27 protein-coding genes are annotated in these 24,868 nt (G+C 40.3%); 8 read left to right on the top strand and 19 right to left on the bottom strand.

Annotated elements, in window-relative coordinates; all coding sequences use genetic code 11:
- The first annotated feature begins 76 nt into the window (after nt 1-76).
- Nucleotides 77-1,648, top strand: a complete 1,572-nt coding sequence (gene spoVB / locus A33I_RS00445; protein WP_022626510.1) for a stage V sporulation protein B — start codon at nt 77-79, stop codon at nt 1,646-1,648.
- Nucleotides 1,649-1,688: 40 nt separating this feature from the next.
- Here the strand turns inward: spoVB and A33I_RS00440 are convergent, their stop codons facing one another.
- The 4 genes from A33I_RS00440 to A33I_RS00425 all read right to left on the bottom strand — a co-directional run bounded on the left by A33I_RS00440 (nt 1,689) and on the right by A33I_RS00425 (nt 5,479).
- On the bottom strand, nt 1,689-2,828 hold the full coding sequence (locus A33I_RS00440) for a dicarboxylate/amino acid:cation symporter (RefSeq protein ID WP_022626509.1): 1,140 nt from the start codon (nt 2,826-2,828) through the stop codon (nt 1,689-1,691).
- A 179-nt stretch (nt 2,829-3,007) separates the two neighbouring features.
- On the bottom strand, nt 3,008-3,313 hold the full coding sequence (locus A33I_RS00435) for a hypothetical protein (RefSeq protein ID WP_022626508.1): 306 nt from the start codon (nt 3,311-3,313) through the stop codon (nt 3,008-3,010).
- A gap of 103 nt (nt 3,314-3,416) precedes the next feature.
- The gene (locus tag A33I_RS00430) at nt 3,417-4,073 is read right to left on the bottom strand and encodes a DUF421 domain-containing protein (protein ID WP_012957759.1); all 657 of its coding nucleotides are present in this window, start codon (nt 4,071-4,073) and stop codon (nt 3,417-3,419) included.
- Nucleotides 4,074-4,189: 116 nt separating this feature from the next.
- Nucleotides 4,190-5,479 (bottom strand): ArsB/NhaD family transporter, encoded by a 1,290-nt coding sequence (locus tag A33I_RS00425; RefSeq protein WP_012957758.1) that lies wholly within the window; start codon nt 5,477-5,479, stop codon nt 4,190-4,192.
- Between the two features lie 157 nt (nt 5,480-5,636).
- On the opposite strand from A33I_RS00425, the gene A33I_RS00420 reads away from it, so the two are divergent.
- Entirely contained in the window at nt 5,637-6,026 is a 390-nt protein-coding gene (locus A33I_RS00420) for a TIGR04086 family membrane protein (protein WP_022626507.1), read from the top strand.
- Between the two features lie 295 nt (nt 6,027-6,321).
- On the opposite strand, the gene yajC is transcribed toward A33I_RS00420, so the two are convergent.
- From yajC to safA, 9 genes are all read right to left on the bottom strand, one after another.
- Entirely contained in the window at nt 6,322-6,585 is a 264-nt protein-coding gene (gene yajC, locus A33I_RS00410) for a preprotein translocase subunit YajC (protein ID WP_012957756.1), read from the bottom strand.
- Nucleotides 6,586-6,628: 43 nt separating this feature from the next.
- Complete coding sequence (tgt, locus tag A33I_RS00405; RefSeq protein WP_012957755.1) at nt 6,629-7,768, bottom strand: tRNA guanosine(34) transglycosylase Tgt; 1,140 nt, start codon at nt 7,766-7,768, stop codon at nt 6,629-6,631.
- Nucleotides 7,769-7,796: 28 nt separating this feature from the next.
- Nucleotides 7,797-8,822, bottom strand: a complete 1,026-nt coding sequence (gene queA, locus A33I_RS00400; RefSeq protein ID WP_022626505.1) for a tRNA preQ1(34) S-adenosylmethionine ribosyltransferase-isomerase QueA — start codon at nt 8,820-8,822, stop codon at nt 7,797-7,799.
- Between the two features lie 136 nt (nt 8,823-8,958).
- Nucleotides 8,959-9,174, bottom strand: coding sequence for a DUF2905 domain-containing protein (locus tag A33I_RS00395; protein WP_022626504.1), 216 nt, complete (start codon nt 9,172-9,174; stop codon nt 8,959-8,961).
- Nucleotides 9,171-10,172, bottom strand: a complete 1,002-nt coding sequence (gene ruvB, locus A33I_RS00390; protein ID WP_022626503.1) for a Holliday junction branch migration DNA helicase RuvB — start codon at nt 10,170-10,172, stop codon at nt 9,171-9,173. The genes A33I_RS00395 and ruvB overlap by 4 nt, the downstream gene beginning before the upstream one ends.
- 45 nt (nt 10,173-10,217) lie before the next feature.
- Complete coding sequence (ruvA, locus tag A33I_RS00385; RefSeq protein ID WP_022626502.1) at nt 10,218-10,835, bottom strand: Holliday junction branch migration protein RuvA; 618 nt, start codon at nt 10,833-10,835, stop codon at nt 10,218-10,220.
- A gap of 111 nt (nt 10,836-10,946) precedes the next feature.
- Complete coding sequence (locus A33I_RS00380; RefSeq protein WP_012957750.1) at nt 10,947-11,519, bottom strand: intercompartmental signaling factor BofC; 573 nt, start codon at nt 11,517-11,519, stop codon at nt 10,947-10,949.
- Between the two features lie 176 nt (nt 11,520-11,695).
- Nucleotides 11,696-12,715, bottom strand: coding sequence for a YhcN/YlaJ family sporulation lipoprotein (locus tag A33I_RS00375; RefSeq protein WP_022626501.1), 1,020 nt, complete (start codon nt 12,713-12,715; stop codon nt 11,696-11,698).
- Between the two features lie 256 nt (nt 12,716-12,971).
- Nucleotides 12,972-14,384, bottom strand: a complete 1,413-nt coding sequence (gene safA, locus A33I_RS00370) for a SafA/ExsA family spore coat assembly protein (protein ID WP_022626500.1) — start codon at nt 14,382-14,384, stop codon at nt 12,972-12,974.
- A 272-nt stretch (nt 14,385-14,656) separates the two neighbouring features.
- Here safA and A33I_RS00365 point away from each other — a divergent pair, with 272 nt between their 5' ends.
- Entirely contained in the window at nt 14,657-15,190 is a 534-nt protein-coding gene (locus A33I_RS00365; protein ID WP_022626499.1) for a transcription repressor NadR, read from the top strand.
- 30 nt (nt 15,191-15,220) lie between these two features.
- On the opposite strand, the gene pheA is transcribed toward A33I_RS00365, so the two are convergent.
- From pheA to A33I_RS00345, 4 genes are all read right to left on the bottom strand, one after another.
- Nucleotides 15,221-16,096, bottom strand: coding sequence for a prephenate dehydratase (pheA, locus tag A33I_RS00360; protein WP_022626498.1), 876 nt, complete (start codon nt 16,094-16,096; stop codon nt 15,221-15,223).
- A 42-nt stretch (nt 16,097-16,138) separates the two neighbouring features.
- Nucleotides 16,139-16,582, bottom strand: a complete 444-nt coding sequence (locus A33I_RS00355; RefSeq protein ID WP_012957745.1) for an ACT domain-containing protein — start codon at nt 16,580-16,582, stop codon at nt 16,139-16,141.
- A 152-nt stretch (nt 16,583-16,734) separates the two neighbouring features.
- A complete protein-coding gene (gene obgE / locus A33I_RS00350) occupies nt 16,735-18,021 on the bottom strand; it encodes a GTPase ObgE (protein ID WP_022626497.1) in 1,287 nt (428 codons plus the stop codon).
- A gap of 11 nt (nt 18,022-18,032) precedes the next feature.
- The gene (locus A33I_RS00345; RefSeq protein WP_022626496.1) at nt 18,033-18,602 is read right to left on the bottom strand and encodes a sporulation initiation phosphotransferase B; all 570 of its coding nucleotides are present in this window, start codon (nt 18,600-18,602) and stop codon (nt 18,033-18,035) included.
- 297 nt (nt 18,603-18,899) lie between these two features.
- Between A33I_RS00345 and A33I_RS00340 the strand changes: the two genes are divergently transcribed.
- The 5 genes from A33I_RS00340 (at nt 18,900) to A33I_RS20075 (ending at nt 22,461) form a co-directional block, all read left to right on the top strand.
- Entirely contained in the window at nt 18,900-19,745 is an 846-nt protein-coding gene (locus A33I_RS00340; RefSeq protein ID WP_022626495.1) for an ABC transporter ATP-binding protein, read from the top strand.
- Nucleotides 19,678-20,433, top strand: a complete 756-nt coding sequence (locus tag A33I_RS00335; protein WP_031311270.1) for an ABC transporter permease — start codon at nt 19,678-19,680, stop codon at nt 20,431-20,433. Before A33I_RS00340 ends, A33I_RS00335 begins: the two co-directional genes overlap by 68 nt.
- A gap of 20 nt (nt 20,434-20,453) precedes the next feature.
- A complete protein-coding gene (locus A33I_RS00330) occupies nt 20,454-21,464 on the top strand; it encodes an aliphatic sulfonate ABC transporter substrate-binding protein (protein ID WP_235806151.1) in 1,011 nt (336 codons plus the stop codon).
- A gap of 579 nt (nt 21,465-22,043) precedes the next feature.
- Nucleotides 22,044-22,178: a YrzI family small protein gene (locus tag A33I_RS20080; RefSeq protein WP_022626493.1), complete on the top strand. Its 135-nt coding sequence runs from the start codon at nt 22,044-22,046 to the stop codon at nt 22,176-22,178.
- A 142-nt stretch (nt 22,179-22,320) separates the two neighbouring features.
- On the top strand, nt 22,321-22,461 hold the full coding sequence (locus tag A33I_RS20075) for a YrzI family small protein (protein WP_012957738.1): 141 nt from the start codon (nt 22,321-22,323) through the stop codon (nt 22,459-22,461).
- Between the two features lie 39 nt (nt 22,462-22,500).
- On the opposite strand, the gene hemY is transcribed toward A33I_RS20075, so the two are convergent.
- Both hemY and hemH read right to left on the bottom strand, forming a co-directional pair.
- Nucleotides 22,501-23,904 (bottom strand): protoporphyrinogen oxidase, encoded by a 1,404-nt coding sequence (gene hemY, locus A33I_RS00325; protein WP_022626492.1) that lies wholly within the window; start codon nt 23,902-23,904, stop codon nt 22,501-22,503.
- 7 nt (nt 23,905-23,911) lie between these two features.
- Nucleotides 23,912-24,844, bottom strand: coding sequence for a ferrochelatase (hemH, locus tag A33I_RS00320; RefSeq protein WP_022626491.1), 933 nt, complete (start codon nt 24,842-24,844; stop codon nt 23,912-23,914).
- Nucleotides 24,845-24,868: the final 24 nt, after the last annotated feature.

The following is a 24,868-nucleotide window of genomic DNA, read 5'->3' as shown; positions in this document are numbered from 1 at the left end:
TCATGCTTGCCCCACTACTAAGCATATAAATAATAGCGGAAAATATCCATATTTTTTTATGAAAGTAGGGCTGCACATGTCAAAACAGACCTTTATAAAAGGGACGTTGATCCTCATCATAGCAGGACTCATCACGCGCTTTCTAGGCTTTGTTAATAAAATCGTTGTCGCACGTATTATGGGAGCTGAAGGCGTCGGGCTTTACATGATGGCTGTTCCTACCTTACTTCTTGTTATAACCATCACCCAGCTTGGCCTTCCTGTCGCCATTTCAAAGCTTGTTGCTGAAGCAGAAGCAAAAGGCGACCGAAGCAGAATAAAGAAAATCTTAGTCGTATCGTTAGCTATAACCGGTACGTTGAGTATTATTTTTACTGCAGCCATGATTCTCTTTGCTCCCATTATATCAAAGACAATGCTTACAGATGCACGGGCTTATTACCCACTGATTGCAATTGCTCCGATTGTCCCAATTGTTGCTCTCTCTTCTGTCATGCGTGGATATTTCCAAGGGCGCCAAAACATGAAGCCTACTGCCTACTCACAAGTTATTGAACAGGTCGTAAGAATTACATTAGTTGCAGTGATGACAAGTGCCTTTTTGCCAATGGGTGTAGAATATGCCGCAGCAGGAGCTATGATCTCAGTGGTATTCGGAGAGCTCGCATCCCTTCTTTATATGATTTATATGTTCAAATCAAACAAACGATTTAAGATCCGCTCTGGCTTCTTTAGCTATGTGAAGGAAGGAAGACATACATTCAATGACCTCATGCGAATTGCGCTTCCTACGACTGGGAGCCGTCTCATTGGTTCAATATCCTTGTTTTTTGAACCGATTGTTGTCGCTCAAAGTTTAGCGCTTGCAGGGGTTGCGACAGTCATGGCGACAAGACAATATGGTGAATTAGCTGGTTTTGTTATTCCGCTTATCTTGCTTCCTACTTTTATTACGTACTCTTTATCCGTCTCACTGGTTCCGGCAATCAGTGAAGCTGCCGCTAAAAAACAATTCAAAACGATCCACCATCGCTTAGGTCAGGCACTAAGACTCGCCCTTATCTCTGGCGGCGTATCAGTTGTCGTTCTTTACGTCTACGCAGAACCAATTATGGAGCTTATGTATAATGCTCCGTCCGTTGCAACATATGTGAAAGTAATGGCGCCGTTTAGTATCTTCTTATACTTTCAAGGTCCGCTTCAAGCAACACTTCAGGCATTAGATTTAGCCAAAGCTGCGATGATGAACAGTTTATTTGGAGCCGTTGTTAAAATAGGTGCGATCTTTGCATTAGCCACTAGACCAGAACTCGGCATTATGGGTGCAGCCCTGGCGATTGTCATTGGCTTCATATTAGTCACTCTGCTTCATTTTGCAACGGTTGTCAAAACAGTAAGCTTCACAATCGATATCAAACTAGTCGTTAAAGTTATATTGCTGATCGGCTCATCTACCTGGATTGGCTTCCTTTGCTTAAATCATGCATTCCTTGACCAGTCACTAGTCACAAAAACATTACTCAGCATCTCTATAACCACTCTTTTCTACAGCATCTTAATGATTTTTCTCGGGCTTATTAAAAAAGAGGAACTTAATCGTATACCTGTAGTCGGCCGCCATGTAGCAAAATTAGTACCAAAAGGATAACTAAAAAGAGCTTCAGCATATCTGCTGAAGCTCTTCCTAATTATGATTTAGAAAACTTATCAATGATTAAATTAATCGCTCCGTCTCCGGTTACGTTTGTAGCAGTACCAAAGCTGTCTTGAGCCATGTAAAGAGCAATCATTAAACCAATAGCTGCTTCGCTGAATCCAAGCATAGACGTTAATACTCCTAGTGCAGCCATAATTGCTCCTCCTGGTACGCCAGGTGCTGCAACCATAATCAGCCCAAGCATAAAGATAACCGGAAGCATATTTGCAAGAGTCGGTGCTGCTAACTCTGGCGTGATCATCATCACGGCCATCGCACAAGTCACAATGGTGATGACACTACCTGATAAATGAATCGTCGCACAGAGCGGCACTCCGAAGTTTGCAATATTTTCTTTTACGTTATTCTTTTTAACTGATTGTAATGTTACCGGAATCGTTGCTGCACTACTCATTGTTCCGATCGCCGTTGCATAGGCCGGAGCCATATTTGCTAGAAGCTTAAATGGATTTTGTTTACGAAGAGCTCCTGCAGTTGAATATTGGATAACAAGCCAAACTAAATGAAGAGAAATCGCTAAAATTAATACAACAGCAAATAAGCTCAATGTTTCAAACACAGTTCCTTCATAAGCAAGCTCTGAGAAGATCCCTGCGATATAGAATGGTAATAGCGGGATAATGATTGCTGCAATAACGAGTTCAATAATATCACGGCCTTCATCAAAGAAAGCTTTAATCTTTTCGCTTCCTGTTTTAGAAACCCCGATACCAAAGACAAAGGCCATGACTAATGCTGTTACAATCCCCATTAATGGTTCAATCTCAAAACTTAAAAACGGCTCAAGTCCCCCTGCTTCCTCCACCGCTTCACTAGGTGTTGTCAGCATTGGAATGATGAATGAGGCCACTGTGAAAGCTAAAAGGCCGGCAAGAACAGTTGAAACATACGCAAGACCTACTGTACTTCCAACCAGCTTTCCGCTTCGTTTTCCAAGTCCTGCTACGCCGCTTGCAATAAAGAATAAAATAATAAATGGCACGATGAATGTAATAAAGCTGCCGAAAAGCGTTTTAAAAGTGACTAAGACTCTAACGACCCATTCTGGTGCTGCCAAACCGATAATGATACCTAAAATAATACCAATGAGCAGTTTCCCTAAAAGTTTCATCTCTCTACCCCCGTTATGTCTCCTAAAGATTGTCTCCTGTAGAAGAACAAATGTATAATGCTATTTTACATATCTATTTCAATAAAACAAGTATTCACGTTATATTCAGAATAGTAAGTTATTATTCCATAATAAAAAGCTAATCCCATTATTAAGATTAGCTTAATAAATTGAGGTTCTTACCACCAGAAGAACGCACTAGCTAAAGCAAAACCGCCTATAGCCGCAAGAGCAATCGGAATGACATCGTTTTTTGGACATGGCGGCGGGTAAGGTGCTGGATATAGCGGCTGATAATAGCCATAGCCTCCGCTCCGATCATACGAATCCTGCTCATACATTTCTTTTGCGTCTTGCTCTACCTCAAGGTATACATGTTCAGTATCAACATTCATTAATCTACCAGTATACACGGCACCAGACCGATCTGTAATCGTCACTCTTTGACCTTGATGTTCTTTGGCTAGTTCATAATAATTAGACACACAGAAACCTCCTTTGTCGTTCATATCTATCATATGAACAAACAAAAAAGCCTGTCTCCACTTCTAACCATTTTGCTGCAAATTTGCTACATACAACAAACGATTATTGTTCGTCCTTCACATCTACAAAAAAAGATTGATCATCCCTTAATGCACAATAAGAAATTTTCTTAATATCACGATAACCGATCTTTCGCATTTCCTGCCTCAACCATAGAGGTGTTTTATTAATCTTATCTAAATGTTCTTCTTGTACTTTCCCATCTAAAATAAGCGGTAATGGCATATTTGGACCGCTATTCTCATTTTGTTTTGACTTTTCTATAACAGAAAGCTTACCGGATGGCTCTAGAATAGCAAACTCCACATCTGAAAGCTTTGCCACTTTGTTTTGCCTCAGCTGAACCAGTAAATCATCAAAGTTATATCGCTGTTTTCTCATTTCATGTTCATCAATTTTTCCTTCTTTAATCAAGACAGAAGGCTCCCCATCCAAGAAATCACGCAGCTTCTCACTTTTTAAAGAAATAACTGCAAAGGTGATTTGAATAATGGATAAGACAAAGATAGGGATTAATGAATGAATCATTGGTGAACTAAAATTATCGATTGAAATAACGGCTAGTTCAGCAATCATGATAGAGACAACAAAATCAAGAACGGATAATTGGCCAATCTCTCGCTTACCCATCAAGCGTAAGACGAGGAGAATAATGACATACACCAAAAATGTCCGCAGAATGATTGTCACAAAATCCATCGTCAACGCTCCTTTCATCACCAAACAAGTCTCTGCAAATAGTATGTGCAATCTTTAAATGGTGATGAATTGAAGCTTTTGGTAAGTCTGATTTAGCTTTATTTAATCAAATACGTTTATTGAAAATGGATAAGATAGCGTAAGTAAATATAGATACTTGATATCACAAACGAAAGAATCGCAATAGGCGCTCCAACTTTTAAAAACTCCCAATAACTGAACGGCTGTTTTGCTTTTAGAGCCATTCCTGCCACAATCACATTCGCCGTGGCTCCGATAATAGTGGCATTTCCTCCTAAACAAGCTCCTAATGCAAGCGCCCACCACAGTGGATCAAGATTCGCCATACCATATTCTTGAAACTCTAAAATAACTGGGATCATAGCGGCTACAAATGGAATATTATCCACAAACCCTGATAGTATGCCTGAGCCCCATAAGATAAACATAGCCGTTTTTGGTAAATCACCATCAGTATAGTAAATAATGGCTTTAGCAAACTCATCAATTAATCCAACTTCTTTTAATCCTCCAACAAGCATAAAGAGACCAACAAAAAAGAACAACGTTACCCATTCAACAGATTTAAACACCTCTTCTACATCCAGTTCTTCCTGAGTGATTAACATTAATAATAAGGCTCCAACCATAGCAATACTTGTCAGCTCAATATGAAGCATTGGTTGAATAATAAATGCAAATGTGGTGGCAAAAAGAACCGTTACTGATTTAAATAGAAGAATTTTATCTTTAATAAAATCTCTCGGATTAAGCATTTTGAGCTTCATCTGATGTTCTGTCCTTACTGAAAGCTGCTTTCGATAATAAAACACAAGTCCCGCCATAACGATGATAAAAATAACAATAACTACCGGACTTAGATGAATCAGAAAATCATTAAAATTTAAATGACCTACTGCCTGCCCAATCATTAAGTTAGGAGGATCACCTATTAATGTTGCTGTCCCTCCTATATTTGAAGCCATAACAATCGATAATAAGAACGGCACTGCATTTAACTTAAGAAGCGAGGTTAAAGTGAAAATAATCGGGACAATTAAAAGAACCGTCGTGACATTATTTAAAAAAGCTGACCCAAAAGCCGTCAGTGTGGAAATGACAATTAATAGGGGGATCGGTCTCCCTTCTACCCATTTTGCCATTGAAACAGCTACATATTCAAAGAAACCACTTTGGCTTGTTATGGAGACTAAAATCATCATTGCGAGTAACAATGTGATTGTGTGCCAGTCGATATGCTGCAAAAAAGCAGCTTCTATTTCATAAATACCAAACACAAGCATTAACACGCCCCCAAGACACGCAATAACTGCTCGGTTTAGTTTTTCAGTCATAATAAAGAAATAGCTGATGATAAAAATGATTAACGCAAAGGTTACCGCCATGTTTGTACTCCTCTCGTCCACATTTCTACCATCCTATGACAAGCTTGATTTAAACATGTCCTTTAATCTTCTGTCTGAATGTTTTATGTCTATTTTATACAAGCCCGAATAAGCTGTAGAAAGAGATTAAACTTTAATGAAGGGGAGTGTGTAAAAAGTGGCTTCTAGAAGTTTCTTCCCAGCTGTCCTATGGGGATTATGTGCAATATTAGTCATAGCTTTATCCTTTAGCCTGCTCGCATCGTTGTTTTTAACCTTTACCTCCTATACAGAGGACTCGATCAGCTGGTTGATTATGGGGGTAGCATTTCTTTCTATGTTTATCGGAGGTTTTATGTCTGGTGCCAAAGCGAAGGCAAAAGGGTTAATGGCAGGTGCGCTTACCGCCCTCCTGTTTTCAATGCTCACATTTTTAATTCAATTTTTAGGCTACAATGAGTTGTTTACCACAAGTCAATATGCATTTCACGGAGGATATCTGCTCCTAGCTGCACTCGGAGGCATTATCGGAGTAAATCTTTCAAGCAATTCTTCATCTAACTACTAAAGAAAGAAGCACAGCCTAATGGCTGTGCTTCTTATGTATGTGCAGTCTTTAGTTGTCCAGCTTCATGATTCAAATATTCTGTGCCTTCACTTTGCCAAACGAAGCAAAAAACGCTTCTTTTTGTCAAACCTCCAGCCCCCTCATATCTAAACGAATCATTACGCCTTTCTTTGTCCAGCTGCGGCTCCTTGTCCTGCGGGTAAAAATGGGTTATCAATTGAAGCCAAAAAGCGGCTTCGAATTGCTCCCCCTTATTTTACCGCATGACAGTCCAGTCGCCTTCGCCTTTCTTTTATCAATCTGGGTTTACTACTTCGCGGACTGCTGCGCGGTCAAATGTCAGCTTGCGGTTCTCATTTACAAGGATGATAATAACATCCTCATCAATTGCATCGATTACCCCGTGCATCCCTCCAATTGTGATGATCTTATCACCACGCTGAAGGTTAGCATGCATGTCACGAATTGATTTCTGACGCTTTTGTTGTGGACGGATAAGCAAGAAATAAAAAATCGCAAACATAAGGATTAATGGTAATAATGTACCGATAATTTCCATTCAAAATTCCCCCCTTTCCATACTTTACTGTACAAGCTTATGATTAGAAGTTCTTTGCGTTCGGTTTATTGAAACCGTATTGTTCAAAAAACTCTTCTCTAAAGTCAAGCAGACGATCATCGCGAATTGCCTGTCTTACCTGCTCCATTAAGTTTAACAGGAAATAAAGGTTATGATAAGTCGTAAGCCTAAATCCGAACGTTTCTTCACATTTAATAAGGTGTCTGATATACGCTCTAGAATAATTTTGACACACATGACAATCACAGTTCTCATCAAGAGGGCGGAAGTCTCGTGCAAACTTTGCATTACGAACAACTAAACGTCCCTCGCTTGTCATACATGTCCCATTTCGTGCAATACGAGTAGGCAGCACACAGTCAAACATATCAATCCCACGAATGGCCCCATCAATAAGTGAGTCTGGAGATCCAACTCCCATTAAATAACGAGGTTTGTTATCAGGAAGCCAAGGAGTAGTGAACTCAAGGACACGATTCATAACATCCTTTGGTTCTCCTACCGATAATCCCCCAATGGCATAACCAGGGAAATCCATTGATACTAGATCTTTTGCACTTTGCTTTCTAAGCTCTTCATACTCTCCGCCTTGAACAATTCCAAACAGTCCTTGATCTTCTGGACGCTTGTGCGCTTCAATACACCGCTCTGCCCAGCGGCTCGTACGTTCTACTGAATCTTTCATATAGCTGTATTCCGCAGGATATGGCGGACACTCATCGAATGCCATCATAATGTCAGAGCCAAGTGCATTTTGAATGTCCATTGCTCCTTCAGGGCTTAAGAAAAGCTTTTCACCGCTTAAGTGATTGCGGAAGTGTACACCCTCTTCTTCAATCTTACGCAAGTCGCTTAAACTAAATACTTGAAATCCGCCAGAATCTGTTAAAATCGGACGATCCCAGTTCATAAACTTGTGCAGACCGCCTGCTTCTTTGACAATATCATGTCCCGGACGCAGCCAAAGGTGGTACGTGTTGCTTAAAATAATCTGTGCATTCATATCATACAAATCTTCAGGGCTCATCGTTTTGACTGTAGCTAATGTTCCTACAGGCATAAAAATGGGTGTTTCAAATGTACCGTGTGGTGTATGCACACGCCCAAGTCTTGCACCTGATTGTTTACATGTTTTAATTAACTCATAAGTGACTGCTGCCATAGCGTCCCATCCTCCTTATCGGTTTAACTTAACGAATAAACATAGCATCACCAAAGCTGAAGAAACGATAACGCTCTTTAACAGCATGGTTATATGCCTGTAGAATATGTTCTCTACCAGCAAGCGCACTTACAAGCATTACAAGTGTAGACTTTGGTAAATGAAAATTCGTCAGTAATCCGTCAATTCCTTTAAATTTATAACCTGGATAAATAAAAATCGATGTCCATCCAGATGCTTCGCAGTATGTGCCGTTCTCATTCATGATGGTTTCAAGCGTTCTAGCAGAGGTGGTACCGACCGCTACTACCTTACCGCCATTTTCTTTGACCTCGTTTAATAACCGTGCAGTTCCTTCACTCATCTGATAATACTCAGCATGCATTTCATGTGATTCCACATCTTCTACACTTACCGGCCTAAAGGTCCCAAGTCCAACGTGCAGCGTAATGAATGCCAAGTGTACTCCTTTATCTTGAAGAGTTTGCAAAAGGTCTTCTGTAAAATGCAGACCGGCTGTAGGTGCTGCTGCTGAACCGCGGTTTTTCGCAAATACCGTTTGATAACGCTCTTGGTCATCAAGCTGTTCTTTAATGTATGGAGGCAGCGGCATTTCGCCTAATTGATCAAGCACCTCATGAAGAATCCCTTCATATGCCAACTCCACTACACGGCCGCCCTGGTCAGTTTCTTCAATACAAGTAGCTGTTAACAGCCCCTCACCAAACGTGATGGTTGTTCCTTTTTTCACACGTTTTGCGGGCTTTGCTAACGTCTCCCATTTATCGCCTTCTAATTGTTTTAATAAAAGCAGTTCAATTTTAGCACCGGTATCTTTCTTCACACCATATAAACGAGCTGGAAGAACTCTCGTGTCGTTTAAAACCAAGCAATCACCAGACTTTAAATAATTCGTTATCGAAGAAAATACATCGTCTTTAATTGCCCCATTATCTTTATCTAAAACAAGCAAACGAGACGCCGTTCGGTCTAGGAGCGGCGTCTGTGCGATCAATTCATCAGGTAAGTAAAAATCAAAATCACGTACATCCATGTTGGTTCACCTTTTTCATACGAATAAACTTTGTATTTGAATATTGTATTTTAGTACTAAAATTCACTAATTAATTTAAAACAGCAATAAAAAGCATCTTTTCTAGAATACCGAACCTTTATTTATTAAGCAAGAATTATCTAAAGCGCCCAAAAAGAAATAGAATTAATGACAGAACAATGCTAATCACAATGGAAGTCATAATTGGAAAGTAAAACGTAGAATTCTCCCGTTTAATTAAAATATCTCCAGGCAGCCGGCCAATCGGTGTTTTCGAAATAATCGGCCATAGAATACCAATAATAATACAGAGAACTCCAATGGCAATTAACACTTTAGACGCTGTACTCATCTACTTGGCTCCTCCAGATTAAAATGTTGATAACAAAGCGGTGTAACCATTCTTCCACGAGGTGTTCTTTGCAGGAAACCAATTTGCAATAAATACGGTTCATACACATCCTCGATTGTTTCTGATTCTTCTCCAATAGTGGCAGAGATTGTTTCAAGACCAACCGGACCACCCCGGAATTTTTCGATCATTCCTATTAATAATTTATGGTCAATATGATCAAGTCCTAGACGGTCAACTTGTAATTTCTCAAGAGCATCTTCAGCAAGTTCGACAGAAATAGTCCCATCACCTTTGACTTGAGCAAAATCCCGGACTCGTCTTAACAGCCTATTGGCAATACGTGGTGTACCGCGTGATCGTCTTGCGATTTCTAGAGCAGCTTCATCATCTAACTCTGTCTCAAAAATAGATGCCGTTCGTTTAACGATAAAGGCTAATTCCGCTTCCGTGTAATATTCCAGACGCGCCATTACCCCGAACCGATCTCTTAGGGGAGCAGAGAGCATGCCTGCTCTAGTTGTTGCGCCCACCAATGTAAAAGGAGGCAGATCGAGCCTCACAGAACGTGCTGTCGGCCCCTTTCCAATTACGATATCTAAACAAAAATCTTCCATTGCCGGATAAAGAACTTCCTCTACCATTCGATTAAGCCGATGAATTTCATCAATAAACAAGACATCACCAGGTTCAAGTGCTGTTAAAATGGCGGCTAAGTCACCTGGCCTTTCAATAGCCGGACCAGACGTTGTTCGCATCTCAACTCCCATTTCAGAAGCAATAATACCAGATAGAGTCGTTTTTCCAAGTCCAGGAGGGCCATATAAAAGAACATGATCAAGACATTCTTCACGCATTTTGGCAGCTTCTATAAAGATTTTCAAGTTCTGCTTCACTTTTTCTTGGCCAATGTATTGATTTAAATCCATTGGCCTGATCGATTGATCAATGGAGTCTTCTAATCCTTGCGCTTCAGCAGAAACCATACGTTCTTCCATTTTCCCCACCTCCTTCATAATGAGTAAGTCCCTAGAATTTCAGCATTAAAATTTCAACATTAACTGAAGTGCTTTTTTAATATAAGCGTCCGTGGCCATATCCTCTTGTTCAAGCTTAGGACGTACTTTCTTAAGTTCTTTTTCTACATATCCAAGTGCACGCAAGGCTTCAAGGGCTTCTTCCAGCTCAGTATTTTCTTTATTCACCTTCGTCATTTTCTCTGATACAAGACCGGTTGATTCATTAAATAAATTAGGAGCAAATTCATCAAGCTTCCCTTTAAGATCAAGAATGATTTGTCTTGCTGTCTTTTTGCCCACTCCAGGAAATTTAACGAGAAACGCTTCATCTTCCTCTTCAATAGCCCTTACTACATGTTCTGGCTGTCCTGATGCAAGGATTGCTAATGCACCTTTTGGGCCAATTCCAGATACGTTCAACAATTTTTCAAACAGAGCACGCTCAGATTTGGATTCAAACCCAAATAAACGAATAAGATCTTCACGAACATGCTGATATGTATATATTTTTACCTTCTCATCTAATTGTTTAGAAAATTGATAAGGGTTAGGACAATAAATTTGATACCCCAGCCCTTGATGATCTAACACCACATATTGAGTTTCAATATCAACTAATACGCCATTTATGTAATCAATCACAATTAACTTCCTCTCCATTATACGAACATTTATTTCTATTTTAGCATATTACACTGACCTCGTATAATGGCCTTAGCAGAAAGTGAAAAAAGCTGCCTCACAAAAGACAGCTTAAAACTCCGATTCCTTATATTCAGCAAATGCTTCTAAGACTTCTTCATAATGGTGTTTATCCCCAACTGGAATTCCATTGACAAGCTCAGAATGCTGCTTGCTTTTAAGTTTTTTTGTATCGACTTGAAAAAAAGATTGAATGACTTGTTCATCTTGGGGAACCCCTTCAAATATAGATAGCACACCGTCTTCAGTAATTCCAAAATATCCATTCATTTTTAATGCAGGAGAGATATCGTCAATTTCCATTTGAAAAACCATTCCGCCTTCAGACTGCCTAAGCAAGGTCCAATCCTCATACTGCGCCCAAAAATCTTCCATCGACCAAATCGTTTCTTTCGTCTTTTCCTCTATGACTTCCCCGTCTAAATACATGTATTGCAATGTAACATCCATAGTAGCTGGACCTGAAACTTCAAACGCTTCACCTAGATCACTTTCTGGCTGTCCCCGCTCAGCTGAACTAAATGCTTGGTTAAATAGAACACTTACTCCTGAAACGAGCAGCAAAAATAATATAATAAGCAACGTATGGCCCTTTTGTTTTTTTATAACTTGGAATACCTTCACAACCAAGTTCACCAACTTTCAATTGATCTAGAGTTTTAAATTTTCCTTTCCAAATTACTTCTAATTACAGCTACATTCTGTCCGAAATCATTCCTTTTCATTCCCCTTAACAGCATTTCATCTAAAAAAGACACGCAAAAAGACAGAAGCATAAGCCTCTGTCTTTTAGGTTCTTATTAACGTGAGCGTTCAAAAGGTCTTTGCACTGCTCGACCAAGGTCTTGAAGCATGTTATTAAATGTTGCTCCTACTTCATCAAAAGCAGCACCTGTACGTAATTGGTCATCCATTGTACGAATGCGTCCAACTGTGTTTTTATCTGTTACTACACGCACAGCTTTTCCATCTACATTTTTTTCCACAACGTTTTGTACGCGTTGTTTGATTTTTTCATTATCAGCATCCGTTTGAACACCTACAACGACGTCGTTTTCATGTACAATGACACGACAATCTTCTACGCCTTCAATATCATCCACACGGTTAGCTAATTGCTGAGCTGTTTTACCATCATAGTCTTTATGGTAATTAACTGTATTGGTACGTTGACCCGTTAAGTTTTCCGCACCACGTCTTACTGCACCCATACCACGAGCAGCACCATGTTCAAGTGCACCAGCCCCACGCTCTAAAGCATTGGTTCCACGTTGTACACCATGCTCCATAGTACCTGCGCCTCGACGAGCCATGCCGTGATCACGAACACCTTTACCAGTCATCGCACCACGTTGACCAAAGTTCATTGCTCCTTGACGATTGTGTGTACCATAGCGCGTGTTGGCATGGCCACGTAAAAGTCCATCTTCATCGACCATTCCTGGACGGTCATTACCAGTTATACCTGCTCGTCCCATACCTGGTCTTGTTTGATTTGCACGATAACCATCACGTCCTGCAGACTGGAATCCTTTATCTCCGCGTGTCGTGTAATTGTTTAAATGCGTACGCGTTCTTTGACCAGCTTGCTGATCAAGTCTTCCATATGTGCCACCACGGTGATCAGGTGTCATCATATCAGTGACAGGCCCTTGGCCACCGTAACGTTGACTTGTATATGCACCACTCATGTCTTGTGATGCAAACCCTGTTTGTTGATAGTTATTGTTCATTGTTCTTGCTTGATTATCTGTACCACAAGCGGTCATGCTGCCTAAAATCATAGTTGCAGCGGCTACCGTCATCGCGATTTTTTTCATGTTTGAATTCCCCCTTTCATCAATTAATGTGGCTTTTAAAGGGGAACTTTAATCTGTTAGTTACTGGACATTTATGAAATGTTAGCAGCATAACGGTATGCCCTTGTTTTTAATGCGGTTAAATTCATATTAATTAAGGTTCAATAATCAAAAAAAGGACGACTTCTCATTTTATAAATGAGTGAGTCGTCTTTTTTCCATACTATTATTTATTCTTTATTCATTACTCTAATCCCAATTTTTCATCCAAACTTTATCAATCTTCGTAGTCGTCCGTTTCACGGTATTGATTTAAGTGCTGGAGCTGTTCATAATCACTTTGAGACATCATTTGACCATTTGTACCATACATCATCGGCTGGTTCATCTGCCCCATCATTTGCATTTGTTGGTTAGATTGAGCCATCGGCTGCATTGGTTGGTTTGATTGCGGCCCTATATTCATTGGCATCATCGGTTGATTTGCTTGAGGCCCTACATTCATTGGCATCATGGACTGATTTGCTTGAGGCCCTATATTCATTGGCATCATGGACTGATTTGCTTGAGGCCCTATATTCATTGGCATCATTGACTGATTTGCTTGAGGCCCTATATTCATTGGCATCATTGGTTGATTTGCTTGAGCCATCATCTCGGCAGAATCCTCACTATAATCCCATTCAGGCATTTCGTAATAAGGCTGCCCGCCAAAGCCTGCTCCACAATTTGCACAGCCAGGCATCATTGGGCTGATCGGCTGCCAGCAGCCATCTTGATATCCATGATGCTGGTAAGGCATCATTTGGGGCATTTGATACATAGGCTGCATCTGGCCCATTTGCGGGTACATATTAGGCTGCATTTGAGGCTGGATATTCGGCTGTACATTTGATGGCTGCATTTGAGGCTGGATATTCGGCTGTACATTTGATGGCTGCATTTGGGGCTGAATATTCGGCTGTACATTTGATGGCTGCATTTGGGGCTGAATATTCGGCTGTTTCATCTGCGGCTTAATATTCGCCTGTACATTTGGTTTTGTATTAGGCTGAGTTATTTGCTGCGCTTGCGGCATTGGTTTTGGTGCCGGCTTTTGTGCTTGGGCTTTTGGCGCTGGTTTCGGTGCCGGTTTTTGTGCTTGAGCCTTTGGAGCTGGTTTTGGTGCCGGCTTTTGCGCTTGAGCCTTAGGGGCTGGTTTTGGCGCTTTTGGCGGCTGCTTTACTTGCGGCATTGCTTTCGCTTTAGTTTCTGGCTTATAAAAGAATACGTTCATATTGGTTTCATAATTTTTTGTTGTAGGCTTTTGCTGTACTGTAGGCTGCGGCATTTTGGGCATTTCCATCTTCGGCATCTGCATTTGCACTTGCGGCGCTGGCGCAGGTGTAACAGGAGCTTCCTTCTTTGGCATTTCTTTTGGCATTTCTTTTGGCATTTCTTTCGGCATTTCTTTCGGCATTTCTTTTGGAGCCATCTGAACCATAGGCTGCTCTTTAATCGCTTGAGTTTGTGCCATCGTGTCATTTTTTACTGGTACACTATTGGATGGAATTTTAATTTTCATCCCTGGCATAATCATGTCGGGATTGGAAAGCTGAGTGTTCGCTGCCTTTAATTGTTCAAAATCAACCCCATATTTTTTTGATAACTTCCAAAGTGTATCCCCTTTTTGTACAATATGAATTTTCACGTTCTTACTCCCTCCTCTAACCATTCTTTTTCATCGTATGCCGATATAGGCGTATTGACACTTCTATTCGTCCAATAGCTTTTTGGTCAGCTATTCTTTCATGAGAATTACCGAGAAGAAACCGTTTCTAGCACAATGTATGATGACAAAAATAGGTTTATGCCTAAGCGTTCAATAAATTCAAAGGTCTAGGACCAACACGGCTATACAACTCATTCGTGTTATACTTAGGATAAGAAATTGGTGTTGGCAGAAAAGGAGAATGGAACATAATGAACGATAAAAAATTATATGGAGACGAACGTCGTGAACAAATACTTGATTGGCTAAAAGAAAGTACGGAAGCACTTACTGGTAAAGAATTATCTGTTCGTACAAATGTCAGCCGCCAAGTGATCGTACAAGATATGTCATTGTTAAAAGCGAAAGGATATCCCATCATCGCGACATCAAATGGCTATTTATATATGCAGACTCATACAAAGGAAAAGCACCAAAGGCTGATTGCATGCCAGCATCAACCAACTGATGCAATGGATGAACTATATACATTGGTGGACTATGGCGTGAAAGTGATCAACGTGATTGTAGAACATCCGATGTACGGAGAACTCACAGCTTCTCTCCATTTCCATACGAGACAACAAGTTCAGCAATTTAATGAAGAAATGAAAGCAACAAATGCCACGCTCCTCTCAGAACTGACAAATGGCGTACACCTTCACACTATCGAAGCAGATACACCTAAACAATTAGAGGATGCCATTTCGGCTCTTCGTAAAAAAGGATATTTATTAGAGGATTAAACATAAGCTAAAAATAAAAAAACAAGCCCCTTAGCACGATGTAGGGCTTGTTTTCTTTGATTGATCTTGATAATGAACACATGGATAACTTCCTAAAATGTCCACACCGCAGCCTAGAGCTTCAAGTTCTGATTTCACACCCGGAATGAGTACATCGTCTTGTAGCTGGTCGACATCAATGAGAAAGAAGTAATTTCCTAAGCCGGTTTTAGTTGGCCTAGATTCGATTTTCGACAAGTTCAGTTTTCTCCAAGCAAACGCAGACAGAACTTGATGAAGTGCACCTGAATAATCCGAAGGCAGCGTGACCATTAACGTTGTTTTATAGCCGCTATTTAAAGCAGGAAGCTTAAGTTTTGTTTCTTCTTTTGCTAAAACGATAAAGCGTGTGTGATTGTTATTGTAATCATGGATGTCATACCCTACAAAATCGAGCTCATACTCAGATGCAGCTAATTCATTTGCAATGGCTGCAATCGGCTGATCAGGATGATTAGCTACCATTTGGGCAGCTTCCGCTGTTGAATTCATAAATTCCGTATCAACAAGAGAATATTCACTTTGTAAGTAATCATGACATTGGGCAATAGCATGGGGATGAGAAATAATCTTCTTCGGTGTCTTCCCCGCCTGTTTAGGGTGCATAAGCAAATGTTGAGCGATTGGGATCGTAATGGTTCCCATAATAGGCAATCGCTGCTTATGTACAAGATAATCAATGGTCATGTTTACTGAACCCTCAATTGTATTTTCTATAGGGACGACACAAGCATCACATGCCTCTTCGGCCACTGCCTCTATACAAGCAGGGATCGTCTTAAATGGCACCCGGTCACTTAATGGAAAAAAGGCTTTTGCAGCCATCTCTGTAAATGTTCCAACAGGTCCTAAATAACTCACTTTCATCTTAATCACTCCTCAACTCTACTCGTCTAAACAATCGGTTCCCTAAAACCCTGATCCAACAAGTTCAACCTTTTCAACTGAATCAACAACTTCAACTTGCTCCATTAATTCATCTAGGTCGATCTTCATAGGGGATGTATCAATTGACAAGGTAATATGAGCTCTGCCTTGTAATGGAATTGTTTGATTAATGGTTAATACATTCGCTCCGGTTTCTGCAATTTTTTGTAACAGTTGAGACAACGTACCTGAGCGATCTACTAAGTTGATTGATAATGTAATGATTTTCTCTTTAACCATTGTATTAAAGGGGAAAATTCCGTCCTTATATTTATAAAATGCACTACGGCTCAGTCCCGCAATCGTTACTGCTTCATTTATTTTTTTTATCTTCCCTGAGTCAAGCAGCGCTTTAGCATTTAACGTTTTTTGCATTGCATCAGTCAGCATATCCTCACGGACTAAATAAAATTGTTTACGCGACATACACTTCACCACCGTCTTCTAAATCTTCTCCCTATTATAATAACGGTTATCCTGATTTGACAACCGTTTTCTGACATTTTGTCCACACATAAAGAAAAACTGTCTCTTTAGACAAGACAGTTTTCCCTTTATATGCATATATCTTATGGTTTTTATTCAATAAATTCGAATTCAAACTTGAGCAGACGAACAAGATCGCCATCTTTTGCTCCGCGTTCGCGCAATGCATCATCAACACCCATATGACGAAGAGTTCTTGAGAAACGGCGAATGGATTCATCATGAGTAAAGTCGGTCATTTTCGTTAAGCGTTCAATTTCAGCTCCGCTGATAACAAACGTTCCACTATCATCACGGCTGATAACAAATGGCAGCTCTTTTTTCTCATGCTTATAAACCACACGTGTTGACTCCTTCTCTTCTTCATCGTAAAGAGGGAACTCAGGCGTCGTTTCAATTTTGTCAGCAATTGTAAGAAGCAAGTCGCGAAGCCCTTGTCTTGTGACCGTTGAAATAGGGAAGATTTCTACATCATCTTCCATTTTTTCTTTAAAGATCTTAAGATTCTCTTCTGAATCAGGCATGTCCATTTTATTAGCAACAATAAGCTGCGGACGTTCAAGAAGACGCATGTTGTATTGTTTTAATTCTTCGTTAATCTTTAAATAATCTTCATAAGGATCTCTGCCTTCAAGAGCAGACATATCAATCATATGAACAATGACTCTCGTACGTTCAATATGACGCAAGAATTGATGGCCTAACCCAACTCCTTGGTGAGCTCCTTCAATCAATCCAGGCAAATCTGCCATAACAAAACTACGATGGTCTTCTGTTTCTACAACTCCTAGGTTAGGAGTAATCGTCGTAAAGTGATAATCCGCAATTTTAGGTTTAGCTGCAGAAACAACGGATAATAATGTTGACTTACCAACGCTTGGGAATCCAACTAATCCAACATCAGCTAACACTTTCAACTCAAGCACCACATCACGCTCTTGACCTGGTTCGCCATTTTCAGCAATTTCAGGTGCCGGATTTACAGGTGTTGCAAATCGAGTATTCCCACGTCCCCCGCGGCCTCCTTTTGCAATAACTGCGCGTTGACCGTGCTCTGTTAAGTCCGCAATTACCTGTCCTGTCTGATCATCTAGTACCGTTGTACCAGGTGGAACTTTAACGACCATATCTGGCGAATTTTTACCGTGCTGGCTTTTAGAGCGTCCATGCTCCCCGCGCGGCGCCTTAAAATGTCTTTGATAGCGGAAATCCATTAATGTACGCAAGCCTTCTTCTACTTCAAAAACAACGCTTGCTCCTTTTCCTCCGTCTCCACCAGCAGGGCCACCGTCTGGTACATACTTTTCTCGGCGGTAAGCAACCATTCCATTACCCCCGTCACCGCCTTTTACATAAACCTTAACCTTATCTACAAACATGTATTTTCACCTCAATTTATTGTGAACGTTGTTTGGAGAACACATTCATGTTCATTCCATTCGATCAGATCGACTTTAACATCCACTTCAAGCTCCAAACTCTTTAAAATTTGGTGCCATTCTTCTTTATTCATTTGTAATATTCCTTGATAGTCGAATGTCAGTTGACAGTTGTTGTGATTTCCCGACTCTTCTTCAGTATGTGTAAATAAAAATGTTATAAGAAGGTGGTTTTCAGAACTACTAGAACTTAATTCTGCCATTTGATTAATGATGGTTTGACAGGTTCTGTACAGCTTGTCTTCATTGGCATTAAGGGATTGAATTTCACCGATTACATCAACATCAATCTTCATTTTAGTACACTCCCAGTTGTATGTGAGCAAAAATGCTGCTACATCCGGTGTATCCATGACCGATAATTTACTTTCATTTAAAGATTGAGCCGTTACTTCCTCAATAATCTGTTCAATTCGATCATAGCGCTTTAAAGCTAAATTCCCCTTTATTAGTTGAATAACATTCAGCCAATCATGACGAGTATGACGTAGTGCATCTATTAATTCCCATTGTTTAGTCATCTTGGCTCTCCCCGTCTTGTATAATTATCGTTATCCATTAAGATAAAACGGTAAAATATATCAATTTGTATCAAATTGCTTAATCACTTCAAGTAGATTACAACGCTTAGTTTACCACAAAGTTATAGAATGATGGAAATTGAACTAAAAATCAACACATTTCTTTTACCTGAGTAGATTTATTTAGTTTTAAAAAACGATTGACACTTCCCTCAACTCTACATATACTAAGAACAACCAAAACCTACTAAGTTGATATGATTTATAAAATATTAGCATTTTAGAAAGGAGCAACCAATGGCTGGTGTATCAATTAAGAGTGTTGGTAAAACATTCGATAACAAACAAGACAATACCGCATACACGGTATTTGAAGAGATAGATTTAGAAGTGAAATCAGGTGAGTTTGTTTCATTGCTCGGGCCATCAGGCTGTGGAAAATCAACCTTATTAAATATTGTTGCTGGTCTCGATCAAGCATCAAAAGGAACTGTTTCAGTCGGAAATAAACCTGTAGCAGGACCAGGAGCGGACCGCGGGGTCGTCTTCCAAGAAGCTGCATTAATGCCTTGGCTAAGCGTGATTGAGAATGTCACATTTGCCCTTAAAAAACAATACAGCAAACAAGAAGCTAGAGAACGCGCGATTCAATATTTAAAGCTGGTTCATTTAAGTAAATTTATCGACTCCTACCCACATGAACTATCAGGTGGAATGAAGCAGCGTGTAGCCATAGCCAGAGCTCTTGCTATGGACCCAGATGTTCTTTTAATGGATGAACCATTCGGCGCATTAGATGAACAAACACGATCAATGCTTCATAAAGAAGTTCAATATATATGGGAACAAACAAGAAAAACTATTCTTTTTGTCACTCATAATATCCGTGAATCAATCTTATTATCTGACCGTATCGTATTAATGGGCACTCGCCCTGGTGGTATTATTAATATTTTTGATGTGAATCTCCCACGTCCAAGAAAGCCGTCTTCAAAAGAGTTTGCAGAACTTGAAGAGAAAATTAACGATCAATTAGCTGGAGAAATCGAAAAAGTTATGAAGGAGGAAATGGGAGATGACTACAATAGTCAGAAGGCTACTCTTCTTTATCGCTCTCATCGCGATATGGGAGATCATATATAGAATTGACCTTTTTCAAACACGAATGTTCCCGTCTCCCCTCCTCTCATTCGTTGAGTTGTACAGAGGATTTTTTGAGACAGGGATTTTAACAGCAGCACTTACTACAAGTATGGGACGGATCAGTTTGGGCTTCGCACTTGCCGTAATTATCGGATCTATACTCGGTATTATTCTTGCTACTTCTAAACTAGCAGACGAAACCCTCGGATCTCTCGTTGTAGCTTTGCAATCCGTTCCGAGTATCGTCTGGCTTCCATTAGCTCTTGTCATGTTTCAAGGCGGCTCCTTAGCGATTTTGTTTGTCATCATCTTAGGCGGCACATGGCCGATGACAATGAACATGCGGATGGGTATTAAAAATGTTCAACCACTACTCATTCGAGCTGCAAGAACAATGGGGTATAAGGGTCTTGAACTTGTTTGGAAAGTTCTTATCCCTGCTTCAATCCCTTCTGCTCTAACTGGTGTACGACTTGCTTGGGCATTTGGCTGGCGGGCATTAATGGCAGCTGAACTACTTGGCAGAGGCGGACTTGGTCGTACACTTCTAGATGCACGTGACTTTTTCAATATGGAATTAGTTATCGCTATTATGATTATTATCGCTGTGATTGGCTTAATTGTAGAATATCTAATTTTCAATCCGATCGAGCGTAAAGTATTGCAAAGATGGGGTTACTCAAAATAAAAAAGAATATGGGGGAGAAAATGATGAAGAAATGGTTAAAAGCAAGTGGAATTGCTTTAACGATTGCTGCGCTGACTGCTTGTGGAGCGGGCTCTACAACTGGAGATGGCCCTGCAGAAAATATCAATGTAGGATATTTTCCCAACTTGGACCATGCAGCTGCAATTGTAGGTAAAGAAAAAGGCTTTTTTGACGAAGAGCTAGGAGAAGTAACAGCAGATTATCAGCATTATCCTAATGGAAATGACTTTATTGAGGCACTAGAAACGGGGAATCTTGATATCGGGTATGTCGGACCCGGCCCTGCGATTAACTACTTCCTGACTGGCGGAGATATTGTCGTGTTAGGTGCTGCAGCAAATGGTGCAACCCTAATTGTTGCACGTGACGGCTCAGGTATCGAAACACTTGAAGATTTCGGCGGCAAGTCTTTCTGTACACCAGGTAATGGCTGCACACACAATGTTCAACTTGAAATGATGCTTAAAGAGCTTGGTTTAGAATCGAACCGCGTAGGCGGAACAGTTGAGCATCAATCTCGTATTGCTCCTGCAAATATGGTTGCTATGTTTGAACAAGGTCAAATTGATGCAGCAGCAGCTCCAGAGCCATGGGGTACGTATTTAGTGGAAGAGCTAGGCGCTAACGTTATTACTGAATGGGATCAAGTTTTCTTAGGCGAAACGCTTCCTAGTGTTGTCATCGTTACATCTAAACAATTTTTAGAGCAGAACCCTGAAACTGTAGATGCATTCTTACGCGGTCATAAAACAGCTGTTGAATACACACAAGAAAATACAGAAGGTACATTAGAAACAATTAACGATTCACTCTTTAATTTAACCCAGCAGCGTCTTCCTGAAACAGTATTATCTGAAGCTTGGGAGCGCATGGTAGTTACAACTGAAACACATCCAGAAGCACTACAAGCTTGGGCAGATGCCTCATATGAATTAAAATTCATGGATAAAGAACCAGATCTTGATGGTTTTGTAGACACCTCCCGCCTTGATGCAATTTTAGCAGAATAAACAAAAATACCTTCCCCCTAATTAAATGGGCGAAGGTATTTTTTATTATGTTGATGTATTAAAAGGAATGTTAGCTATTACTCACCCTCCCTTGCTTATTAAGCCTTTCATTATCTTTACCTTACTTAAATTGTTAGTTTATTAATCTACAAGAATAATTTCACGCCGCCATTTGTCAACCCTCAAGAACAAAAAGACAAACAAATTTCATAATTACCGTTTACAAATTCCACTTTCTTGTATATAATTCCATATGTAAACAAATTTGAGTGAAAAGGAGGCTGAACAAAATGATGAACTTATTACCAGTTAGTTTAATTGATCGCTGCGATTTACCTACATCATGTTCACAACCTGCTGCCTCACTCAAAATGGCTAGTTCGTTTTAATTTACGTTCTATACATATTGAGCTAAAAGCCGCAGGTGTCATAGACCTGTGGCTTTTTTTCTTCATTCAGCCACAGGACTCCCTACCTGTGGCTTTTTTGCGCTCATTTTCACACCCATTTTTTACCACAGGGGTCACCATAGCTTGCTATGTACTCATATAATAACCCTTTGAGAGGAGGTGGATAGTCATGACATTTTCCATTTTATTTTTAACAGTCACCATTCAAAATAAGAAACTAGACGGGAAGCAATTAGAAAAAGTAGTACGGCAGCAGCAGCATGAAGATAAGCACGAACAGCTTATTAACAAACTTTATATGTAAAAAAACACAAAATAAAAGGAGGTTATGAAGATGATGATTGAAGGCAGAAACAAAGGAAATGGCAGCACGTTTTTATCATGGTATGAGCAGGTGAAAGGCCTCACCTGAATAACAATTTAACTATATTCGGAGGCGGTTTAGTATGACACTATCATTTATCTTTTTTACAATCACTATAAAAAAACGCAATTATTCTGGTAAAGAGCTTGAGCGTTTAGTGGAACAGCAAAAATATGAAGATCAGATCCAACAACGTCTAGCACGTTTTCAACATTGGATGTAATAAACAGGAGGAGCCCGGCGGCTCCTCCTGTTTTAATACTTATATCGATTGCAAAATGCGCTCTGCAGCTCTTTCCCCTTGATCAATACAATCTGGCAAGCCAACACCATCTAACCCTGCTCCGGCTATATGAAGCCCTGGGAGGTGGCGCGCGATATCTTCTCTCATTTTAGCAATCTTATACGTATGGCCGACAGCATATTGCGGCATTGATTGCTTCCAGCGAGTTACTTCATAAAATAACGGCTCACCTGTTATATCCATGATTTGTTTTAAGTCTTTCATTACAGACGCTACAATTTCTTCATCCGTTTTATACACAATGTCTGAATCTCCGGCACGCCCAACATAGCTTCGAAGTAAGGCATGTCCTTCAGGTGTGGAATGACGCCACTTTTTGTGTGTCCAAGTACAAGCAGTAATATCAAATGAACTCTTCTTAGATACCACAAATCCTGTACCTTCATATGGATTATCAACAGCAGACTTATGAAATCCTAATGCCACCGTTGCTACAGTGCTCGACTCTAAGTCTTTAAAATACTTAAAATAATCATAAGCACCAAGCATTTTAGCTGTGACATGAGGAGGCGTAGTAATAATCACTTGATCATACTCTTTTATGGTGCCATCATCAAAAGTCAACTTAAATACATCTGCCTCTTTTTGAATGTTGTCAATCTGAACCCCGGTATGAATAGAGTTTTGATCAAGTCTAGCTGCAATGGCTTCAACAAATGATTCAAGCCCTCTTTCGAAGGTTAAGAACATCCCTTTTTTCTTACCTGGGGAATCCTTCACTTGAGTCTGCTTGCCCCGTGTCGCCTGTAATCCTTTGATCAGGCTGCCATGTTTTGATTCAAGCTGTTGAAAATGAGGGAACGTTGCTTTTAAGCTGAGTTTATCTAAATCTCCTGCGTAGATGCCTGATAAGAGCGGCTCGATCAAATCATCAACCACTTCGTTTCCAAGTCTCGCTCTAAAGAAGTGACCAAGAGACACGTCTTCATCACGACCTACTACAGGCTTTATAAAGAAATCCCCGAGCGCTCGAAGTTTCCCTAGCGGCGAAAATAATTTTGTCGTTGCAAATGGTTTAAGCTCTGTCGGGATCCCCATCACAGCACCGCTTGGCATTGGATAAAGCGTATCATCCTTTAAAATGTAAGCTTGACCCGTATCATTTGATAGCAGCTCTCCCTCTAGCCCGACTTCTTTAGCAAGTCGTGCCATGCTTTGCTTTCTCGCTAAAAAAGAATCAGGTCCACGCTCAATCACAAATCCATCACGTACAATCGTTTGAATCTTTCCACCTAATCGGTCGTTTTTTTCAAATAGATCGTAATGAATACCCTCATGTGAATTAGCTTGCTCTAACTTAAACGCGGCTGCAAGACCTGTCATTCCACCGCCAATAATCGCTACTCGCTTCTTACTTTCCATAAGACGCTCACTCTTTCTCTTTTAGCTTATTAGAGACCACTGTTGCTAGGCAATTAAGGAATTCGTCTTTTGCATTAGGCATTTCCGGACGGTAATAATCAATACCAAGCTCATCAGTAACTATCTTACATTCCACATCATTATCATAAAGAACTTCAAGGTGGTCAGCAACGAATCCTACTGGGCAATAGACCATTGAAGTGTATCCATGCTCACTGTACAAGTCACGAGTAAGATCTTGAACATCAGGTCCAATCCACGGATCAGGAGTATTTCCTTCACTTTGCCAGCCGATTGTATAATTTTTAATTCCCGCTTTTTTAGCAATTAAATCAGCTGTTTCTTGTAATTGATCTGGATAAGGATCTCCCATTGCAATAATCCGCTCAGGCAAGCTGTGAGCAGAAAAGATTACACAGGCTTTTTCTTTATCCTCAATCTTCTCCATCGTTTGCTTTACTTGATCCGCCCAGTATTGAATAAATTTCGGCTCGTCATACCAGCTTTCAATACTGTGAATCACAGGCCCGTCAATTTTCTCTGCCGCTTCTTTAGCACGTCCGTTATACGATTTTACGCTGAAGGTTGAGAAGTGAGGAGCAAGCACGATGCTTATTGCTTCCTCAATGCCATCCTCTTTCATTTGCTGTACTGCATCTTCTACAAATGGGTCAATATGCTTCAGCCCAAGATAAGCTTTAAATTCACGATCTTCATACTGCTCGTTTAAATAACGTTCAAGACCGTATGCTTGATCTTCAGTAATTTTAGCTAAAGGACTGATTCCGCCAATTGCCTCATAGCGCTCAGTTAAATCAGTTAACGCCTCTTCAGACGGCTTACGGCCGCGACGGATATGTGTATAGTAAGGTTCGATTTCCTCTTTGCTTCTTGGTGTTCCATATGCCATGACAAGTAATCCATATTTCTTTTTAGACACTCGTTTTCACTCCTTAAAATGAAT

The sequence above is a fragment of the Alkalihalophilus marmarensis DSM 21297 genome, from assembly GCF_000474275.2.
GTDB classification, from domain to species: Bacteria; Bacillota; Bacilli; order Bacillales; family Bacillaceae_D; genus Alkalihalophilus; species Alkalihalophilus marmarensis.
This window is presented reverse-complemented; position numbering and strand designations above follow the sequence as displayed.

Coding starts and splice junctions, on each gene's coding strand:
- spoVB (WP_022626510.1), top strand. CDS start 77: ATGTCAAAACAGACCTTTATAAAAGGGACGTTGATCCTCATCATAGCA.
- A33I_RS00440 (WP_022626509.1), bottom strand. CDS start 2,828: ATGAAACTTTTAGGGAAACTGCTCATTGGTATTATTTTAGGTATCATT.
- A33I_RS00430 (WP_012957759.1), bottom strand. CDS start 4,073: ATGGATTTTGTGACAATCATTCTGCGGACATTTTTGGTGTATGTCATT.
- A33I_RS00425 (WP_012957758.1), bottom strand. CDS start 5,479: ATGGCGGTAACCTTTGCGTTAATCATTTTTATCATCAGCTATTTCTTT.
- yajC (WP_012957756.1), bottom strand. CDS start 6,585: ATGGAAATTATCGGTACATTATTACCATTAATCCTTATGTTTGCGATT.
- tgt (WP_012957755.1), bottom strand. CDS start 7,768: ATGGCAGCAGTCACTTATGAGTTAATTAAAACATGTAAACAATCAGGT.
- queA (WP_022626505.1), bottom strand. CDS start 8,822: ATGGATGTACGTGATTTTGATTTTTACTTACCTGATGAATTGATCGCA.
- A33I_RS00395 (WP_022626504.1), bottom strand. CDS start 9,174: ATGAGTACAGCGTCTAAAGTGTTAATTGCCATTGGAGTTCTCTGTATT.
- ruvB (WP_022626503.1), bottom strand. CDS start 10,172: ATGGAAGAACGTATGGTTTCTGCTGAAGCGCAAGGATTAGAAGACTCC.
- A33I_RS00375 (WP_022626501.1), bottom strand. CDS start 12,715: ATGAAAAAAATCGCGATGACGGTAGCCGCTGCAACTATGATTTTAGGC.
- A33I_RS00365 (WP_022626499.1), top strand. CDS start 14,657: ATGAACGATAAAAAATTATATGGAGACGAACGTCGTGAACAAATACTT.
- pheA (WP_022626498.1), bottom strand. CDS start 16,096: ATGAAAGTGAGTTATTTAGGACCTGTTGGAACATTTACAGAGATGGCT.
- A33I_RS00355 (WP_012957745.1), bottom strand. CDS start 16,582: ATGTCGCGTAAACAATTTTATTTAGTCCGTGAGGATATGCTGACTGAT.
- obgE (WP_022626497.1), bottom strand. CDS start 18,021: ATGTTTGTAGATAAGGTTAAGGTTTATGTAAAAGGCGGTGACGGGGGT.
- A33I_RS00345 (WP_022626496.1), bottom strand. CDS start 18,602: ATGACTAAACAATGGGAATTAATAGATGCACTACGTCATACTCGTCAT.
- A33I_RS00340 (WP_022626495.1), top strand. CDS start 18,900: ATGGCTGGTGTATCAATTAAGAGTGTTGGTAAAACATTCGATAACAAA.
- A33I_RS00335 (WP_031311270.1), top strand. CDS start 19,678: ATGACTACAATAGTCAGAAGGCTACTCTTCTTTATCGCTCTCATCGCG.
- A33I_RS00330 (WP_235806151.1), top strand. CDS start 20,454: ATGATGAAGAAATGGTTAAAAGCAAGTGGAATTGCTTTAACGATTGCT.
- A33I_RS20080 (WP_022626493.1), top strand. CDS start 22,044: ATGACATTTTCCATTTTATTTTTAACAGTCACCATTCAAAATAAGAAA.
- A33I_RS20075 (WP_012957738.1), top strand. CDS start 22,321: ATGACACTATCATTTATCTTTTTTACAATCACTATAAAAAAACGCAAT.
- hemY (WP_022626492.1), bottom strand. CDS start 23,904: ATGGAAAGTAAGAAGCGAGTAGCGATTATTGGCGGTGGAATGACAGGT.